Here is an 18,580-nt window from a genome sequence, read left to right on the forward strand (position 1 = left end):
AATTTGAAAATTGATTTAAATCAATGTTTAAAACTTGGAAAACAGCATCAAAAGAGGGTAAATTGCTTCAGATCAAATTGGTCTGAAAGTGGTAAATTAGCTATAAATTGATCACTATCGAAAAATGCAAATTTGTCTCGATAAAAACCTGTTTATTGTAAGGATTTTACGGCGTAATATAATTGCGGGATCAATTTGAGTGTTTTATTAACATGTTTGTAACCTTTCATCATTGTCCTTTCTTCAAATGAGAGGAAAGGGTAGCGGCGGAAGGAAGCAGATAAATTTGTATTGGGGCATGCGTGTGACCCTTTCTAACGGGGTTCACTCTCGGAGTCTTCATGCGATGAGCAAGGAGTCATGATGTTAGATATAGTCGAACTGTCGCGCTTACAGTTTGCCTTGACCGCGATGTACCACTTCCTGTTTGTGCCACTGACGCTCGGTATGGCGTTCTTGTTGGCCATCATGGAAACGGTCTACGTCCTTTCCGGCAAACAGATTTATAAAGATATGACCAAGTTCTGGGGCAAGTTGTTTGGTATCAACTTCGCTCTGGGTGTGGCTACCGGTCTGACCATGGAGTTCCAGTTCGGGACTAACTGGTCTTACTACTCCCACTATGTAGGGGATATTTTCGGTGCGCCGCTGGCGATCGAAGGTTTGATGGCCTTCTTCCTCGAATCCACCTTTGTAGGTCTGTTCTTCTTCGGCTGGGACCGTTTGGGTAAAGTCCAGCATATGTGTGTCACCTGGCTGGTGGCTCTGGGTTCTAACCTGTCCGCGTTGTGGATTCTGGTTGCGAACGGCTGGATGCAGAACCCAATCGCAGCGGATTTCAACTTCGAAACCATGCGTATGGAGATGCTGAGCTTCTCTGAACTGGTGCTCAACCCGGTAGCACAGGTGAAATTTGTTCACACTGTGGCATCTGGTTATGTATGTGGCGCGATGTTCGTTCTGGGTATCAGCTCCTACTATATGCTGCGCGGTCGTGACTTCGCGTTTGCTAAACGTTCTTTTGCTATCGCTGCCAGCTTTGGTATGGCTGCTATTCTGTCTGTTATCGTTCTGGGTGATGAATCTGGTTACGAAATGGGCGACGTGCAGAAAACCAAACTCGCTGCGATTGAAGCAGAATGGGAAACTCAGCCTGCACCGGCTTCCTTCACGCTGTTCGGTATTCCGGACCAGGATGCGCAGGAAAACCATTTTGCGATTCAAATTCCTTATGCGCTGGGCATCATTGCCACCCGCTCTGTTGATACACCGGTCATTGGTCTGAAAGACCTGATGGTGCAACACGAAGAGCGTATCCGTAACGGGATGAAAGCGTATCAGCTGCTGGAAGAACTGCGTGCTGGTACTACCGACCAGGCCGTTCGCGACCAGTTCAACAGCATGAAGAAAGACCTGGGTTATGGTCTGCTGTTGAAACGCTATACGGACAAAGTTACCGACGCGACCGAAGCGCAAATTCAGCAGGCAACGAAAGATTCTATTCCTCGTGTTGCGCCGCTGTACTTCGCTTTCCGTATCATGGTGGCATGCGGCATTCTGATGCTGGCAATTATCGCGGTGTCCTTCTGGACTGTGCTTCGTAACCGTATCGGTGAGAAAAAATGGCTGCTGCGCACCGCGCTGTATGCGATTCCTCTGCCGTGGATTGCTATTGAATCCGGTTGGTTTGTTGCAGAGTACGGTCGTCAACCGTGGGCGATTGGTGAAGTGTTACCAACAGCCGTAGCGAACTCTTCGCTGACTGCTGGCGACCTCATCTTCTCGATGCTGTTGATTTGCGGCCTGTATACCCTGTTCCTGGTGGCTGAACTGTATCTGATGTTCAAGTTCGCACGCCTTGGGCCGAGTAGCCTGAAAACCGGTCGTTATCACTACGAGCAGTCCACTGTGACTTCTCAGCCGGCACGCTAAGACAGGAGTCGTCAAATGATCGATTATGAAGTATTGCGTTTTATCTGGTGGCTGCTGGTTGGCATTCTGCTGATTGGTTTTGCAGTCACTGATGGATTCGACATGGGGGTGGGCATGCTCACCCGTTTCCTCGGTCGTAATGATACCGAGCGTCGAATTATGATTAACTCCATCGCCCCGCACTGGGACGGTAACCAGGTTTGGCTCATCACCGCGGGGGGCGCACTGTTCGCTGCCTGGCCGATGGTGTATGCCGCTGCGTTCTCCGGTTTCTATGTGGCGATGATTTTGGTTCTGGCGTCCTTGTTCTTCCGTCCGGTCGGTTTTGACTACCGCTCTAAGATTGAAGATATGCGCTGGCGCAACATGTGGGACTGGGGCATCTTCATTGGTAGCTTCGTGCCACCGCTGGTGATTGGCGTGGCGTTCGGTAACCTGCTGCAAGGGGTTCCGTTCCACGTAGATGACTACATGCGTTTGTACTACACCGGTAACTTCTTCCAGTTGCTGAATCCGTTTGGTCTGCTGGCAGGTGTCGTGAGCGTTGGGATGATCATCACCCAGGGTGCGACCTATCTGCAGATGCGTACGGTAGGTGAACTGCATCTGCGTGCTCGTGCAACTTCACAGGTTGCGGCGCTGGTGACTCTGGTCTGCTTCGCGCTGGCCGGTGTGTGGGTAATTTACGGTATTGACGGTTATGTTGTGACCTCTGCACTGGATCATCATGCCGCCTCTAACCCGCTGACCAAAGAAGTGGCTCGTGTGGCTGGCGCATGGATGGTGAACTTTAACAATGCACCTATCCTGTGGTTGGTTCCTGCTCTGGGCGTGGTTCTGCCGCTGTTGACCATCCTGACTTCTCGCATGGAGAAAGGGGCATGGGCGTTCGTCTTCTCCTCACTGACGTTAGCCTGCATCATCCTGACTGCCGGTATCGCAATGTTCCCGTTTGTGATGCCATCCAGCACCATGATGAACGCAAGTTTGACCATGTGGGATGCCACCTCCAGCCAGCGTACATTGAATCTGATGACCTGGGTCGCGGCGGTGTTTGTACCGATCATTCTGCTGTACACCAGCTGGTGTTACTGGAAGATGTTCGGTCGCATCACTAAAGAAGATATTGAAAGCAACACCCACTCTCTGTACTAAGTAAGGAGCTTAAAATGTGGTATTTCGCATGGATTTTGGGAACGCTTCTTGCCTGTGCATTTGGGATAATCACAGCGCTGGCGCTTGAGCACGTTGAATCAGGCAAAGCCGGGCAAGAAGATAGCTAATGACCAACATTATCGCGATGGTATACAACGCGATGGACAAGCGCCCCTTGCGGGCGCTTTCATTTGTGCTGGCAATCGTGTTGGCTGGCTGCATATTCTGGGATCCGTCTCGTTTCGCGGCCAAAACCAGCGAGCTTGAAATCTGGCATGGTTTCCTGCTGATGTGGGCGGTCTGCGCAGGCATTATTCACGGCGTTGGCTTCCGTCCTCGCGCCGTACATTGGCAGGGCATCTTCTGCCCGCTGATCGCGGATATTGTCCTCGTTGTTGGTCTGATTTTCTTCTTCTTTTGAATAAGAAACATCCTTAAATATTTATGGGCTTGCATAAGCCCATAATTTTTTACTCTCCGTTTACTTTCCCCCATTCCAAAGCACCATTCCCGCGCGTATAGTAGCGAAGTTTGAAAGCACTAACCTGAGGTTGTGCCCTGTGGTTGTGTGCGGTGGCGACGCTGTACCATCAGGACGTTATCAAGGCGGAGTGCGCTGGACATCGTAGAACTATGTCCAAGTGCGACAACACAGAGAACATCCTGATGGAACGCGTCCCGAAGGGCTGAGAATCTTTTTGCACAGTACTGCGTTACTTGCGTCTTGTTTGGAATTACCAAACTTCGCCACTCGCGCCTTGTTCTGTGCAAAAATTTTCGTCAGCGCCATCCGCGAACAACCACAGGACACAACCTAATTGCATTACCGGGATGTACAGTGAAGACAGCGCGATATACAACGACATTCTTGATGCATCGCGGCGGCAAGAACGCGAATCACCAGACGCTTACAAAGGTAAGTAACTGGTGCGAGTGGGCGAAGCCAACAAAGAGGCAGTAGGAATGAATAAGTATATGTTTCGATGGCCGGTTCGTGTCTATTATGAAGATACCGATGCCGGTGGGGTGGTTTACCACGCCAGTTACGTCGCTTTTTATGAAAGAGCACGCACAGAAATGCTTCGTCATCATCACTTCAGTCAGCAGGTCCTGTTGGCCGAACGTGTAGCCTTTGTGGTGCGCAAGATGACCCTCGAGTATTTTGCGCCTGCCCGGCTCGACGATATGCTCGAAGTTCAAACCGAAATTACGTCAATGCGTGGCACCTCATTGGTTTTCACGCAACGCATTGTCAACGCAGAGAACACCGTGCTGAATGAAGCCGAAGTTCTGATTGTTTGCGTTGATCCACTCAAAATGAAGCCTCGTGCGCTTCCCAAGTCTATTGTCGCGGAGTTTAAGCAGTGACTGACATGAATATCCTTGATTTGTTCCTGAAGGCAAGCCTTCTGGTTAAACTTATCATGTTGATTTTGATTGGTTTCTCAATCGCATCCTGGGCCATTATCATCCAACGGACCCGTATTCTTAATGCTGCTTCACGTGAAGCCGAAGCATTTGAAGACAAGTTCTGGTCCGGCATTGAATTGTCGCGCCTGTACCAGGAAAGCCAGGGGCGTCGTGATAATTTGGCGGGCTCGGAACAAATTTTCTATAGCGGATTCAAAGAATTTGCGCGTTTGCATCGGGCAAATAGCCACGCGCCGGAAGCGGTCGTAGAGGGGGCTTCCCGTGCGATGCGTATCTCGATGAACCGTGAACTGGAAACGCTGGAAACGCATATTCCATTCCTCGGCACCGTTGGCTCCATTAGCCCGTATATCGGTCTGTTCGGTACCGTTTGGGGGATCATGCACGCATTTATCGCGCTGGGCGCGGTAAAACAGGCGACGCTGCAAATGGTCGCACCGGGTATCGCAGAAGCGTTGATTGCAACGGCTATCGGTCTGTTTGCGGCAATTCCAGCGGTTATGGCCTACAACCGTCTGAACCAGCGCGTGAACAAACTGGAACTGAATTACGACAACTTTATGGAAGAGTTCACCGCGATTCTGCACCGCCAGGCGTTTACCGTTAGCGAGAGCAACAAGGGGTAAGCCATGGCCAGAACGCGTGGACGAGGTCGTCGCGAACTCAAGTCCGAAATCAATATTGTACCGCTGCTCGACGTACTGCTGGTGCTGTTGCTGATCTTTATGGCAACCGCGCCGATCATTACGCAGAGTGTGGAAGTCGACCTGCCGGATGCGACCGAGTCGCAAGCCGTCAGCAGTAACGACGAACCCCCGGTCATTATTGAAGTTTCCGGTATTGGGCAATACAGCGTGGTAGTTGAGAAAGATCGTATGGATCAACTGCCGCCGGAGCAGGTTATCGCGGAGGCGAAAAGCCGCCTGCAGACCAATCCGAAAACGGTCTTTTTAATCGGTGGTGCGAAAGACGTGCCTTATGATGAAATAATTAAAGCGCTGAACTTGTTACACAGTGCAGGCGTAAAATCGGTTGGCTTGATGACGCAGCCAATCTGATGACTGCGTTTTGCTGGCTTGAAAGATAGCACGTAACAGGCGAACAGTTTTTTGGGAACCGAGAGTGTCAAAGGCAACCGAACAAAACGACAAGCTCAAAAGGGCGATAATTATTTCAGCGGTGCTGCATGTCATTTTATTTGCAGCGCTGATCTGGAGTTCGTTCGATGAGCACATTGATGCTTCAGCCGGCGGCGGTGGCGGTTCGTCCATCGACGCCGTTATGGTCGATCCAGGCGCCGTTGTGCAACAGTACGACAGGCAGCAGCAACAGCAGGCAAGTGCGAAACGTGCTGAAGAGCAGCGTGAAAAGCAGGCGCAGCAGCAAGCTGAAGAACTTCGCGAGAAGCAGGCAGCTGAGCAAGAGCGACTGAAGCAGCTGGAAAAAGAACGTTTAGCCGCGCAGGAAAAAGTGCGCGAACAGGCGGAACAGCAGAAGCAAGCTGAAGCCGCCGCAGCGAAAGCGCAAGAGCAACAGAAACAGGCTGAAGAGGCTGCGGCGAAGGCTGCTGCAGACGCGAAGGCTAAAGCTGATGCTCAGGCGAAGCAAGCGGCAGATGCCGCGAAGAAAGCCGCTGCGGACGCACAGAAAAAAGCTGAGGCTGAAGCCGCTAAAGCCGCCGCTGATGCGAAGAAAGCTGCAGAAGCACAAGCTGCTAAGGCAGCTGCGGACGCTGCGAAGAAAGCACAGGCTGAGGCCGCTAAGCAAGCTGCAGCCGAGAAAGCTGCTGCTGAGAAAGCAGAAAAAGCCGCTGCCGCGAAAGCTGCCGCTGCTGAAAAAGCGGCGGCTGATAAGAAAGCCGCTGCAGAAAAAGCAGCGGCAGACAAAAAAGCTGCAGCTGAGAAAGCCGCTGCCGATAAGAAAGCTGCGGCAGATAAAGCAGCTGCTGCTAAAAAGGCTGCGGCCGAAAAAGCCGCTGCAGCCTCTGGCGTTGACGACTTGTTGGGCGACCTGAGCTCTGGTAAGAATGCACCGAAATCGGGCGGTGGAGCGAAAGGAAACGGCCAACCGGCGAAAGATAGTGGTACAAGTGGTGCCAATGGCGGTGCATCTGGCGCTGATATCAGTGCTTACGCATCTCAAATTCGTAATGCGATCCAGAGCCGTCTGTATGGTGCAGATTTGTATGCAGGTAAATCTTGCGTATTACATATCAAGTTAGCACCCGATGGTCTGTTACTGGATGTGACCGAAGAGGGCGGGGATCCGGCATTGTGTCAGGCTGCGCTGACGGCTGCGAAAACCGCCAGAATTCCTAAACCGCCTAGCCAGGCAGTTTATGAAAAAGTAAAAGATGCCAAACTGGACTTCAAACTGTAATAACGCCCCCTGAGAAATCAGGGGAAACGGTCTAAGGTTGAGACAGAGTTCTGGTAGTTTTGTGTATTTGAGTTTGTTAACATTCTGCTAAATTATCGTGGGCTTTCCGTCCAGATAAGGGAGATATGATGAAGCAGGCATTACGAGTAGCATTTGGTTTTCTGATGCTGTGGGCAGCGGTGCTGCACGCAGAAGTACGTATCGAGATCACCCAGGGGGTGGACTCGGCGCGCCCGATTGGTGTTGTCCCCTTCCAGTGGGCAGGACCGGGTGCTGCACCTGAAGATATCGGTGGTATCGTAGGTGCTGACCTGCGTAACAGCGGTAAATTTAACCCGTTAGACCGTTCTCGTCTGCCTCAGCAGCCCGGTACCGCGCAGGAAGTTCAACCTGCCGCGTGGTCTGCGCTGGGCATTGATGCCGTAGTCGTCGGCCAGGTTACGCCGAACCCGGATGGTTCTTACAGCGTTGCCTATCAGCTGGTTGACACCGGTGGCGCACCGGGTACCGTACTGGCACAGAACACCTATAAAGTGAACAAGCAGTGGCTGCGTTACGCGGGCCATACTGCAAGTGACGAAGTGTTTGAAAAACTGACCGGCATTAAAGGTGCATTCCGTACCCGTATCGCTTATGTTGTTCAGACTAACGGTGGTCAGTTCCCGTACGAATTACGTGTGTCCGACTACGATGGTTACAACCAGTTCGTGGTACACCGTTCTCCGCAGCCGCTGATGTCTCCGGCGTGGTCCCCGGACGGTTCAAAACTGGCGTACGTTACCTTCGAAAGCGGTCGTTCTGCACTGGTTATTCAGACACTGTCTAACGGCGCGGTTCGTCAGGTAGCCTCGTTCCCACGTCACAACGGTGCGCCTGCGTTTTCTCCGGATGGCAGCAAACTGGCGTTTGCCCTGTCTAAAACCGGTAGCCTGAACCTGTATGTCATGGACATTGGTTCAGGTCAGATCCGTCAGGTGACGGATGGTCGTAGCAACAACACGGAACCTACCTGGTTCCCGGACAGCCAAAACCTGGCCTTTACGTCTGACCAGGCCGGTCGTCCGCAGGTATATAAAGTTAACGTCAACGGCGGTGCTCCGCAGCGCATTACCTGGGAAGGTTCGCAAAACCAGGATGCGGATGTGAGCAGCGACGGTAAATTTATGGTAATGGTAAGCTCGGCCAACGGTCAGCAGCACATTGCCAAACAAGATCTGGTAGCGGGTGGCGTACAAGTTCTGTCGTCAACGTTCCTGGACGAAACGCCAAGTCTGGCACCTAACGGCACTATGGTAATCTACAGCTCTTCTCAGGGGATGGGATCCGTGCTGAATTTGGTTTCTACAGATGGGCGTTTCAAAGCGCGTCTTCCGGCAACTGATGGACAGGTTAAATTCCCTGCCTGGTCGCCGTATCTGTGATAATAAATAATTGATTAATAAAGGAATCATTGAAATGCAACTGAACAAAGTGCTGAAAGGGCTGATGATTGCTCTGCCTGTTATGGCTATTGCAGCGTGTTCTTCTAACAAGAACGCCAGCAATGACGGCAGCGAAGGCATGCTGGGTGCCGGCACTGGTATGGATGCAAACGGCAGCGGCAACATGTCTTCTGAAGAGCAAGCGCGTCTTCAGATGCAACAGCTGCAGCAGAACAACATCGTTTACTTCGATCTGGACAAGTACGATATCCGTTCTGACTTCGCTGCAATGCTGGATGCTCACGCTAACTTCCTGCGTAGCAACCCGTCTTACAAAGTCACCGTAGAAGGTCATGCGGACGAACGTGGTACTCCTGAGTACAACATCTCCCTGGGTGAGCGTCGTGCGAACGCCGTTAAGATGTACCTGCAGGGTAAAGGCGTTTCTGCTGACCAGATCTCCATCGTTTCTTACGGTAAAGAAAAACCTGCAGTACTGGGTCATGACGAAGCGGCTTACGCCAAAAACCGTCGCGCCGTACTGGTTTACTAAGAGAATTGCATGAGCAGTAACTTCAGACATCATCTGTTGAGTCTGTCGTTACTGGTTGGCATAGCGGCCCCCTGGGCCGCTTTTGCACAGGCGCCAATCAGTAGTGTCGGCTCTGGCTCGGTCGAAGACCGTGTCACTCAACTCGAGCGTATTTCTAACGCTCACAGTCAGCTTTTAACCCAACTCCAGCAACAACTCTCCGATAATCAGTCCGATATTGATTCCCTGCGCGGTCAAATTCAGGAAAATCAGTATCAACTGAATCAGGTTGTTGAACGCCAGAAGCAGATATTGCTGCAGATGAATAATCTTGGTAGCGGTAGTGCACCTGCGGCGCAATCTGCGGGCGGCGATCAGAGTGGGGCAGCAGCAACCCCTGCACCTGATGCGGGTGCAGCGGCAGCGTCAGGTGCTCCGGTACAAACTGGCGATGCGAATACCGATTACAATGCGGCCATTGCTCTGGTGCAGGATAAATCCCGCCAGGATGACGCGATTGAAGCATTTCAGAACTTCATTAAAAAGTACCCAGACTCAACTTACCTGCCAAATGCGAATTACTGGCTGGGTCAGTTGAATTACAACAAGGGGAAAAAAGATGATGCAGCGTTCTATTTTGCTTCAGTAGTCAAAAACTTCCCGAAATCACCAAAGGCTGCAGACGCGATGTATAAAGTCGGCGTCATCATGCAGGACAAAGGTGATAAAGAGAAAGCGAAAGCCGTTTATCAGCAGGTTATCACTAAATACCCTGGCACTGATGGCGCGAAACAAGCGCAAAAACGCCTTGGCGCGATGTAATGAACACCATGCGACCAGAAATCGTGTTAATTCTGGTCGCGTCGTGTGATTCCTAAGCAGTTGAGTTATTTACATCGAAATTTTTGTTGCGCTAAAATCTGAAATCAGTAATATATGCCGCCGTTGCCAAGGGATATCAAACAGCCCGAAAGCGGCAAAAAAAGTGGGTCGTTAGCTCAGTTGGTAGAGCAGTTGACTTTTAATCAATTGGTCGCAGGTTCGAATCCTGCACGACCCACCAATCGCTAAGGTGGAACGCGATTGTAAAACGTGAAGGATAACGTTGCGTAAGCAACGGCCCGTAGGGCGAGGCGAAGCCGAGTCATCCTGCACGACCCACCACTAACTTAGTTAGTAAGTAGTATCCAGCGCAGTATCGGGTGATTAGCTCAGCTGGGAGAGCACCTCCCTTACAAGGAGGGGGTCGGCGGTTCGATCCCGTCATCACCCACCACTCGGGGCGTTAGCTCAGTTGGTAGAGCAGTTGACTTTTAATCAATTGGTCGCAGGTTCGAATCCTGCACGCCCCACCAATTTATTGGTGGCACCGAGTAAAAATTTTCAGGTTATACCCGAGCGGGTCGTTAGCTCAGTTGGTAGAGCAGTTGACTTTTAATCAATTGGTCGCAGGTTCGAATCCTGCACGACCCACCATCCTGAAAGTATAAAGAAGTAAACCCCATAAGGGGGCGTTAGCTCAGTTGGTAGAGCAGTTGACTTTTAATCAATTGGTCGCAGGTTCGAATCCTGCACGCCCCACCAGTGTAAAAAGGCGCCCTAAAGGCGCCTTTTTGCTATCTGCGATTTATAAGATTCGAATCTGCTTGCCTGATGCGCTTCGCTTATCAGTCCTACAGACGACACTATTCACGTAAGCCGGATAAGACGTCAGTCGCCTTCCGGCATTCCTCACACGCAATTATTGTGACTTTCTTACGCCAATCCGCTATCTTGTTTAGCATATAAAACAAATCTAACCGAATACGGCGTGCGTCACGCTTTTAATCGGTTATTTCGTTAAGCCAGTAAAACGAGAAAGCAAGATGAGCGTGATGTTTGATCCAGAAGCAGCAATTTATCCGTTTCCGCCGAAGCCAGCCCCGCTGAGTGTGGATGAAAAGCAATTTTATCGTGAAAAAATCAAGCGCCTGCTGAAAGAGCGTGATGCCGTTATGGTCGCGCACTATTACACCGATCCTGAAATTCAGCAGTTGGCCGAAGAGACCGGTGGTTGTATTTCTGATTCTCTGGAGATGGCGCGTTTCGGCTCAAAACATTCTGCCTCTACGCTGTTGGTTGCAGGCGTGAGGTTTATGGGGGAAACCGCCAAAATCCTCAGCCCGGAAAAGACCATCCTGATGCCGACCCTACAGGCGGAATGCTCATTAGATCTGGGCTGTCCGATTGATGCGTTCAGCGCGTTTTGCGATGCGCACCCGGATCGTACCGTGGTGGTTTACGCCAATACCTCAGCCGCCGTTAAAGCACGTGCGGACTGGGTCGTCACATCCAGTATCGCGGTAGAACTTATTGAGCATCTTGATAGTTTGGGTGAAAAAATCATCTGGGCTCCGGACAGACATCTGGGCAACTACGTCCAAAAACAGACCGGTGCAGACGTTCTTTGTTGGCAGGGGGCCTGTATCGTCCACGACGAATTTAAAACTCAGGCTTTAACACGCATGAAGGGGCTTTACCCTGATGCCGCGGTGTTGGTGCACCCGGAGTCCCCTCAGTCTATCGTTGATATGGCCGATGCGGTTGGCTCAACCAGCCAGTTAATCAACGCAGCTAAATCGTTACCGCATCAACAGCTGATTGTGGCGACTGACCGGGGCATATTTTACAAAATGCAGCAGGCCGTTCCGGATAAAGAATTGCTTGAAGCGCCGACGGCTGGTGAGGGGGCAACCTGCCGCAGCTGTGCGCATTGTCCGTGGATGGCGATGAACGGCCTCAAGGCGATTGCTGAGGGCCTGGAACAAGGCGGAGCGGCTCATGAGATACATGTTGATGCTGCGCTGCGAGAAGGGGCGTTGTTGCCGTTAAACCGCATGTTGGAATTTGCGGCTACACTTCGAGCTTAATTAATTTTTTTGCTCTGGGGGAAAAGATGGACTTTTTTAGCACGCAGAACATTCTGGTACATATTCCGATTGGCGCTGGCGGTTACGATCTGTCGTGGATCGAAGCTGTGGGGACGATCGCCGGGTTGCTGTGTATTGGCCTGGCAAGCCTTGAGAAAATCAGCAATTACTTCTTCGGCCTGATAAACGTCACGCTGTTTGCGATTATCTTCTTTCAGATCCAGCTCTATGCAAGCCTGTTGCTGCAAGTTTTCTTCTTTGCCGCCAACATCTACGGCTGGTATGCCTGGTCCAGGCAAACCAACCAGCATGAAGCGGAACTGAAAATTCGCTGGTTGCCGTTACCAAAAGCGATCGGCTGGCTGGCGGCTTGCGTGGTGGCGATCGGCCTGATGTCGGTCTATATCGATCCGGTCTTTGCGTTCCTGACCCGCATTGCGGTGAACATTATGCAGGCATTAGGATTGCAGGTTGTTGTGCCTGAGTTGCAACCCGATGCATTCCCGTTCTGGGACTCCTGCATGATGGTGTTGTCGATTGCGGCGATGATCCTGATGACGCGTAAGTACGTTGAAAACTGGCTGCTGTGGGTGATCATTAACGTAATAAGCGTAGTGATTTTCGCCCTGCAAGGCGTATATGCCATGTCGCTGGAATATGTGATCCTGACGGTTATCGCACTGAACGGTAGCAGGATGTGGATTAACAGCGCGCGCGAGCGGGGTTCCCACGCGCTGTCCCATTAATGGTGATGGTGTGAATGGCCGGATACCCCCTGATACAGGTGGCAGTCCGGCCCATTACACGGCTGATACTCCATCTGGATCGTGGCGTGTTCAATCTGGTAGTGATGGATAAGGAAATGCTGAATACGCTCCAGCAGCGCGTCGTGATCGTGCGGCGGGACCACCTGCACATGCAGCGTCATTACCGGTTTTTCACCCACCATCCAGACATGGACATGGTGCACATTGCGGACTTCGGGGATATCCCGGCTGAGATGGCGTTGTAGTGCGGCGATATCCAGCGTCAGCGGGGCGCCTTCCAGTAATTCATTAACGCTATCCTTTAACAGTCGCCAGGCGCTACGCAGTACCAGCACGGAAACCAGAATCGAGAGAATCGGGTCCGCAGGCGTCCAGCCCGTCCAGATAATAATCAGCGCAGCGATGATCGCCCCGACCGAGCCGAGTAAATCGCCCATCACATGTAGTGCCGCGGCGCGGACGTTCAGGTTTTTCTCCTCACTGCCGCGGTGTAGAACCCAAAAAGCCAGCACGTTAGCCAGTAAACCCGCGACAGCTATAACCATCATCATGCCGCCAGCCACGGGGCGGGGCGTATGGAAGCGCTCAATGGCTTCCCAGACGATTAAAATGGTGATCACGACCAATGCGATGGCGTTAACAAACGCGGCCAGTGTCGTGAGCCTCAGCCAGCCGAAGGTGTGTCGTATTGTGGGCGGGCGATGGGAAAACCGGACGGCCAGTAGCGCAAAAAGGAGCGCTGCGGCATCAGTGAGCATATGCCCGGCATCGGCCAACAAGGCCAGTGAACCTGAAAGTATGCCACCCACCACTTCAACCAACATAAATCCGGCTGTAATGCAGAATGCAAACATCAAGCGGCGGGCATTATTGTCCTTGGGTTGCTCAGAAGAAGTATGAGTATGCGAGTGCGCCATTATGCCATCCCTTTGTTATTCTCATCTTTACTGTATGCCATCATACCGTTTTTGGGATGATAAAATTAAAAAGGAGAGCTATTGCTCTCCCATTATTAGCTTTATTTTCAGCGTTACTGCGTAGTGCCATCAGTTTTTGTCTCAGCATCATTGTTAATGCCGTTTCCGGTCTCAACTTTCTTATTCACATCAGGGCAGCGACCGTCCTTACACATTGTGTTTTTGTGCATCTCGTCTTTGGTCATCCCTTCATGGTTCATTGATGAACCGTTCGGGTGCAGCATTGTGCCACCCGAATTCACGTTACTGTTGTCGACATTATTTGGTGCCACGTTTTCGCGTGCGTCTGGGGCGACCTGACCGGCATCCGCCGAGGAATTTGCCTGGCCGTTATTGGACTGCGTATTGGTTTCAGCTGCCAGCGCCGCGCCGCTGGCGAGGCTGAGTGTAGCGGTAAGAAAGAGTGAAGCCAGCTTTGTCATATGCATAATATGCTCCTGTTATGGTCGATATGTCGGATAACGTCTTCCAACAGTGCATGTGCCAGTTACATCATCAATATGTGGTTAATAGTTTTGCCAGAGAAATTAAACCCAGCATAGAATCTTGAAATTTATGAAAATTAAAGCCGTTACAGTTATAAATTGTAGGTTGGATCTCGTTTTTCGCTACTTTATTGCGTTTTTTTGGCCAATTCCAGGATTAATCCGTCCAAAGTGTAAAACCCCGTTTACACTTTATGACTGAAGATATAGATTGGAGGGATTGCATTCATTTATATAAGTATGGCAACGCTGGAATAATCATGAATTATCAGAACGACGATTTACGCATTAAAGAGATCAACGAGTTATTACCGCCAGTCGCATTGTTGGAAAAATTCCCCGCTACTGAAAATGCCGCAAACACGGTGGCTCATGCCCGTAAGGCGATTCATAAAATCCTGAAAGGGAGTGACGATCGCCTGCTGGTAGTGATTGGGCCTTGCTCTATTCATGATCCGGCAGCCGCCAAAGAGTATGCCGCTCGCCTGCTGGCACTGCGTGAAGAGTTAAAAGACGAGCTTGAAATCGTTATGCGCGTCTATTTTGAAAAACCGCGAACTACCGTTGGCTGGAAAGGGCTTATCAACGATCCGCACATGGACAACAGCTTCCAGATCAACGATGGGCTGCGCATTGCGCGTAAACTGCTGCTGGATATCAATGACAGCGGATTGCCTGCTGCGGGTGAATTCCTCGATATGATTACGCCGCAATACCTCGCCGACCTGATGAGCTGGGGCGCGATTGGGGCACGTACCACAGAATCTCAGGTGCATCGCGAATTGGCGTCTGGTCTGTCCTGCCCGGTTGGCTTTAAAAACGGTACTGATGGCACCATCAAAGTAGCGATTGATGCGATTAACGCCGCAGGAGCGCCGCACTGCTTCCTGTCTGTGACCAAATGGGGTCATTCGGCGATCGTAAATACCAGTGGTAATGGCGATTGCCATATTATTTTGCGCGGCGGCAAAGAGCCGAACTACAGCGCTCAGCACGTTGCCGACGTGAAAGAAGGTCTGATCAAAGCAGGGCTTTCAGCGCAGGTGATGATCGACTTTAGCCATGCCAACTCCAGCAAGCAGTTCAAAAAGCAGATGGATGTCGCGAAAGATGTTTGCGGACAAGTTGCTGGGGGCGAAAAAGCAATTATTGGCGTGATGATCGAAAGCCATCTGGTAGAAGGCAATCAAAACCCGGATAGCGGTGAGCCGCTGACCTACGGTAAGAGCATCACCGACGCCTGCATTGGCTGGGAAGATACCGATGCGGTGTTGCGCCAGCTGGCGGATGCGGTAAAAGTGCGCCGCGGTTAAAAAATTCATCCGGGCTACGCTCGGTAGGCCGTATAAGGCAACGCCGTCATTCGGCAATAAAAAAGCGTGGAGCATTCCACGCTTTTTTCGTTTGACCCAAGATGAAAATTACTTCGCTTTACCCTGGTTCGCCACGGCTGCCGCTTTTGCTGCGATCTCGTCAGCATTACCCAGATAGTAATGTTTGATTGGTTTGAAGTTTTCGTCGAACTCATATACCAGCGGTACGCCGGTCGGGATGTTCAGTTCAAGGATCTCATCTTCGCCCATGTTATCCAGGTATTTAACCAGCGCACGCAGAGAGTTACCGTGAGCGGCGATAATTACGCGCTCACCGCTTTTCATGCGCGGCAGAATGGTTTCGTTCCAGTAGGGGATAACGCGATCGATGGTCAGCGCCAGGCTTTCGGTAACCGGTAACTCTTTGTCGGTCAACTTCGCATAACGCGGATCGTGACCCGGATAACGCTCGTCATCTTTGGTCAGTTCCGGTGGCGTTACCGCAAAGCCGCGACGCCATTGTTTAACCTGCTCGTCACCGTATTTTTCAGCGGTTTCAGCTTTGTTCAGACCTTGCAGCGCGCCGTAATGACGTTCGTTCAGTTTCCAGGATTTTTCAACCGGCAGCCAGGCCTGATCCAGTTCGTCCAGTACGTTCCACAGGGTGTGGATGGCACGTTTCAGCACAGAGGTATAAGCAAAATCGAAGCTGTAGCCTTCTTCTTTCAGCAGTTTACCTGCCGCTTTTGCTTCGCCCACGCCTTTCTCTGACAGATCAACGTCATACCAACCGGTAAAACGGTTTTCGTTGTTCCACTGACTTTCACCGTGACGTACCAGAACCAGCTTAGTTACAGCCATACACTCACTCCTATAAATCATATTGAATGATAATAATTCTCATTATATTGCCGTAAAGCGTCAGCGGCAATGCTTACGCATAACCATAGCGAAAATAGCGCCACAGTGTAAGGTTCTTGTGAATTCAAGGTTGCGATTTTGTCTTTGAGTGGTGGGGATTTGAGCGGTTCTACTGTGATAAACAAATAACAGGCCCGCTACGTTACGTCGTCGGGCCTGTGAGGGGAAAGGATCAGACTGGAATAAACTGATATTCCGTCACGCTGGCATACTCTTCACCCGGGCGTAAGAAGCAGTCCGGCTGCTGCCACTCTGGATGGTTCGGGCTGTCCGGGAGAAACTCACTTTCCAGCGCCAGACCTTGCCAGTCTTCGTAGGCGTCTGGTCCACGAGATGGTGTACCGCCGAGGAAGTTGCCGGAGTAAAACTGCAATGCCGGGGCGGAGGTGTATACCACCATCTGCAGTTTTTCATCCTGGGACCACAGTCGGGCGACCGGCGTACGCGCATTGCCCTGTGCCTGAAGCAGGAAGGCGTGATCGTAACCTTTCACCTTGCGCTGATCGTCATCGGCAAGAAATTCACTACTGATCATTTTAGGCGTGCGGAAATCGAAAGTGCTACCAGCGACGGATTTCAGCCCGTCATGCGGGATGCCCATTTCATCAACCGGCAAGTACTCGTCCGCCATAATTTGCAGCTTATGCTGGCGCACATCCGTTTTGTCACCGTCGAGGTTAAAATAAACGTGATTCGTCAGATTCACCGGACAGGGCTTATCGACCGTGGCGCGGTAGGTTATCGAAATACGATTATCGTCAGTCAGGCGATACTGCGCGGTGGCGCATAGATGGCCAGGAAAACCCTGATCGCCATCGTCAGATGTTAAGGCGAACAGCACCTGACGGTCATTCTGATTGACTATCTGCCAGCGACGTTTGTCGAAACCGTCTGGCCCGCCGTGCAGCTGGTTGTTGCCCTGACTTGGTACCAACTCAACGGTTTCGCCGGCAAAGGTATAGCGGCTGTTGGCGATACGGTTAGCGTAGCGACCAATTGAAGCGCCCAGAAACGCAGCCTGCTCCGGGTATTGTTCCGGACTGGCGCACCCGAGCAATGCTTCACGCACGCTACCATCGCTAAGCGGAATACGCGCAGAGAGCAGCGTCGCGCCCCAGTCCATGAGCGTGACGACCATCCCTGCGTCATTGCGCAGGGTGAGCAGGCGAAACGGCTGACCGTCCGGAGCCTGCACAGGGATTTCGCTTAACATTGTCCTGCTCCTTGTGAAGGTTTGCAGACGTAGAATGTTTCTTTGATACCGGTTTTTGCTTCGTATTGTTCCGCGACGGCCTGCTGTACGGCAGGTACCAAATCTTGCGGGATCAGCGCCACGATGCAGCCGCCGAAGCCGCCGCCGGTCATACGGACACCGCCTTTATCGCCGATGGTCGCTTTGACAATCTCGACCAGCGTATCAATTTGCGGCACGGTAATTTCAAAGTCATCGCGCATTGAGGCGTGAGATTCCGCCATCAGCTGGCCCATGCGCAGCAGGTCGCCTTTTTCCAGCGCCTGTGCGGCTTCAACGGTACGCGCATTTTCCGTGATCACGTGGCGAACGCGTTTGGCGACAATCGGATCCAGTTCGTGGGCGACGGCGTTAAACGCTTCAAGGCTGACATCACGCAGCGCTGGCTGCTGGAAGAAACGCGCGCCGGTTTCACACTGTTCGCGACGGGTATTGTATTCGCTACCGACCAATGTGCGTTTAAAGTTACTGTTGATGATCACCACCGCTACGCCCTCAGGCATGGAAACGGCTTTGGTGCCCAGCGTTCGGCAGTCGATCAGTAGCGCATGATCTTTCTTACCAAGTGCCGAGATCAGTTGATCCATAATGCCGCAGTTACAGCCGACAAACTGGTTTTCAGCTTCCTGGCCATTCAGGGCAATCTGCGCGCCGTCGAGCGGCAGATGATAGAGCTGCTGGAATACCGTACCCACAGCGACTTCCAGTGAGGCAGAAGAGCTTAAGCCCGCACCCTGCGGGACGTTACCGCTGATCACCAGATCAGCACCGCCAAAGGCGTTATTGCGCTTTTGCAGATGTTTCACTACGCCACGCACGTAGTTTGACCACTGCTGGCTGTCATGAGCGATAATTGGCGCATCAAGCGAGAACTCATCAACCTGATTGTCGTAATCAGCGGCGATCACACGGACTTTTCGATCGTCGCGTGCCGCACAGCTGATAACGGTTTGATAGTCGATAGCGCAGGGCAGAACGAAGCCGTCGTTATAATCGGTATGTTCACCGATCAGGTTCACACGACCCGGTGCCTGAATAGTATGGGTGGCAGGGTAGCCAAATGTTTCAGCAAACAGAGATTGTGTTTTTTCTTTCAGACTCATTAT

19 protein-coding genes and 5 tRNA genes are annotated in these 18,580 nt (G+C 51.7%); 19 read left to right on the forward strand and 5 right to left on the reverse strand.

Annotated elements, in window-relative coordinates; translation table 11 throughout:
• The first annotated feature begins 363 nt into the window (after window positions 1-363).
• From cydA to pnuC, 18 genes are all read left to right on the forward strand, one after another.
• Window positions 364-1,932, forward strand: coding sequence for a cytochrome ubiquinol oxidase subunit I (gene cydA, locus OGY09_RS14450; RefSeq protein ID WP_008784156.1), 1,569 nt, complete (start codon window positions 364-366; stop codon window positions 1,930-1,932).
• 15 nt (window positions 1,933-1,947) lie between these two features.
• The gene (gene cydB / locus OGY09_RS14455; protein WP_003831431.1) at window positions 1,948-3,087 is read left to right on the forward strand and encodes a cytochrome d ubiquinol oxidase subunit II; all 1,140 of its coding nucleotides are present in this window, start codon (window positions 1,948-1,950) and stop codon (window positions 3,085-3,087) included.
• A 14-nt stretch (window positions 3,088-3,101) separates the two neighbouring features.
• Window positions 3,102-3,215 (forward strand): cytochrome bd-I oxidase subunit CydX, encoded by a 114-nt coding sequence (cydX, locus tag OGY09_RS14460; RefSeq protein ID WP_003022970.1) that lies wholly within the window; start codon window positions 3,102-3,104, stop codon window positions 3,213-3,215.
• Entirely contained in the window at window positions 3,215-3,508 is a 294-nt protein-coding gene (gene ybgE / locus OGY09_RS14465; protein ID WP_003831434.1) for a cyd operon protein YbgE, read from the forward strand. The genes cydX and ybgE overlap by 1 nt, the downstream gene beginning before the upstream one ends.
• 542 nt (window positions 3,509-4,050) lie before the next feature.
• Window positions 4,051-4,455, forward strand: coding sequence for a tol-pal system-associated acyl-CoA thioesterase (gene ybgC, locus OGY09_RS14470; RefSeq protein WP_003831439.1), 405 nt, complete (start codon window positions 4,051-4,053; stop codon window positions 4,453-4,455).
• On the forward strand, window positions 4,452-5,144 hold the full coding sequence (tolQ, locus tag OGY09_RS14475) for a Tol-Pal system protein TolQ (RefSeq protein ID WP_003022976.1): 693 nt from the start codon (window positions 4,452-4,454) through the stop codon (window positions 5,142-5,144). Before ybgC ends, tolQ begins: the two co-directional genes overlap by 4 nt.
• 3 nt (window positions 5,145-5,147) lie before the next feature.
• Window positions 5,148-5,576 carry a colicin uptake protein TolR gene (tolR, locus tag OGY09_RS14480; protein WP_003022978.1) on the forward strand — a complete coding sequence of 143 codons (429 nt, stop codon included), beginning with the start codon at window positions 5,148-5,150 and terminating at the stop codon, window positions 5,574-5,576.
• 64 nt (window positions 5,577-5,640) lie between these two features.
• Entirely contained in the window at window positions 5,641-6,897 is a 1,257-nt protein-coding gene (gene tolA, locus OGY09_RS14485) for a cell envelope integrity protein TolA (RefSeq protein WP_008784157.1), read from the forward strand.
• Between the two features lie 128 nt (window positions 6,898-7,025).
• Window positions 7,026-8,318 carry a Tol-Pal system beta propeller repeat protein TolB gene (gene tolB / locus OGY09_RS14490; RefSeq protein WP_003022981.1) on the forward strand — a complete coding sequence of 431 codons (1,293 nt, stop codon included), beginning with the start codon at window positions 7,026-7,028 and terminating at the stop codon, window positions 8,316-8,318.
• Window positions 8,319-8,352: 34 nt separating this feature from the next.
• Entirely contained in the window at window positions 8,353-8,871 is a 519-nt protein-coding gene (pal, locus tag OGY09_RS14495; protein WP_003022983.1) for a peptidoglycan-associated lipoprotein Pal, read from the forward strand.
• A gap of 9 nt (window positions 8,872-8,880) precedes the next feature.
• On the forward strand, window positions 8,881-9,672 hold the full coding sequence (gene cpoB / locus OGY09_RS14500; protein ID WP_003831441.1) for a cell division protein CpoB: 792 nt from the start codon (window positions 8,881-8,883) through the stop codon (window positions 9,670-9,672).
• A 165-nt stretch (window positions 9,673-9,837) separates the two neighbouring features.
• Window positions 9,838-9,913: transfer RNA gene (locus OGY09_RS14505), tRNA-Lys, on the forward strand.
• Window positions 9,914-10,050: 137 nt separating this feature from the next.
• A tRNA-Val gene (locus tag OGY09_RS14510) sits at window positions 10,051-10,126 on the forward strand.
• Window positions 10,127-10,129: 3 nt separating this feature from the next.
• A tRNA-Lys gene (locus OGY09_RS14515) sits at window positions 10,130-10,205 on the forward strand.
• Window positions 10,206-10,250: 45 nt separating this feature from the next.
• Window positions 10,251-10,326: transfer RNA gene (locus OGY09_RS14520), tRNA-Lys, on the forward strand.
• Window positions 10,327-10,358: 32 nt separating this feature from the next.
• Window positions 10,359-10,434 (forward strand) — tRNA-Lys (locus OGY09_RS14525).
• A gap of 281 nt (window positions 10,435-10,715) precedes the next feature.
• A complete protein-coding gene (gene nadA, locus OGY09_RS14530; RefSeq protein ID WP_003837113.1) occupies window positions 10,716-11,759 on the forward strand; it encodes a quinolinate synthase NadA in 1,044 nt (347 codons plus the stop codon).
• Between the two features lie 26 nt (window positions 11,760-11,785).
• A complete protein-coding gene (gene pnuC / locus OGY09_RS14535) occupies window positions 11,786-12,505 on the forward strand; it encodes a nicotinamide riboside transporter PnuC (RefSeq protein ID WP_003831446.1) in 720 nt (239 codons plus the stop codon).
• Here the strand turns inward: pnuC and zitB are convergent.
• Complete coding sequence (gene zitB / locus OGY09_RS14540; RefSeq protein WP_032942740.1) at window positions 12,502-13,443, reverse strand: CDF family zinc transporter ZitB; 942 nt, start codon at window positions 13,441-13,443, stop codon at window positions 12,502-12,504. The genes pnuC and zitB overlap by 4 nt on opposite strands.
• Window positions 13,444-13,556: 113 nt before the next feature.
• Entirely contained in the window at window positions 13,557-13,931 is a 375-nt protein-coding gene (locus OGY09_RS14545; protein ID WP_003022994.1) for a YbgS-like family protein, read from the reverse strand.
• A 317-nt stretch (window positions 13,932-14,248) separates the two neighbouring features.
• On the opposite strand from OGY09_RS14545, the gene aroG reads away from it, so the two are divergent.
• Window positions 14,249-15,301: a 3-deoxy-7-phosphoheptulonate synthase AroG gene (gene aroG, locus OGY09_RS14550; protein ID WP_032942742.1), complete on the forward strand. Its 1,053-nt coding sequence runs from the start codon at window positions 14,249-14,251 to the stop codon at window positions 15,299-15,301.
• A gap of 108 nt (window positions 15,302-15,409) precedes the next feature.
• Here the strand turns inward: aroG and gpmA are convergent, their stop codons facing one another.
• The 3 genes from gpmA to galK form a co-directional block, all read right to left on the reverse strand.
• Window positions 15,410-16,162, reverse strand: a complete 753-nt coding sequence (gene gpmA, locus OGY09_RS14555; protein WP_003022999.1) for a 2,3-diphosphoglycerate-dependent phosphoglycerate mutase — start codon at window positions 16,160-16,162, stop codon at window positions 15,410-15,412.
• Window positions 16,163-16,394: 232 nt separating this feature from the next.
• Window positions 16,395-17,435 (reverse strand): galactose-1-epimerase, encoded by a 1,041-nt coding sequence (gene galM, locus OGY09_RS14560; protein WP_032942743.1) that lies wholly within the window; start codon window positions 17,433-17,435, stop codon window positions 16,395-16,397.
• The gene (gene galK / locus OGY09_RS14565) at window positions 17,429-18,577 is read right to left on the reverse strand and encodes a galactokinase (RefSeq protein WP_032942744.1); all 1,149 of its coding nucleotides are present in this window, start codon (window positions 18,575-18,577) and stop codon (window positions 17,429-17,431) included. Before galK ends, galM begins: the two co-directional genes overlap by 7 nt.
• Between the last annotated feature and the right edge of the window lie 3 nt (window positions 18,578-18,580).

This window comes from Citrobacter sp. Cpo071 (assembly GCF_030332765.1).
Lineage (GTDB): Bacteria > Pseudomonadota > Gammaproteobacteria > Enterobacterales > Enterobacteriaceae > Citrobacter > Citrobacter portucalensis.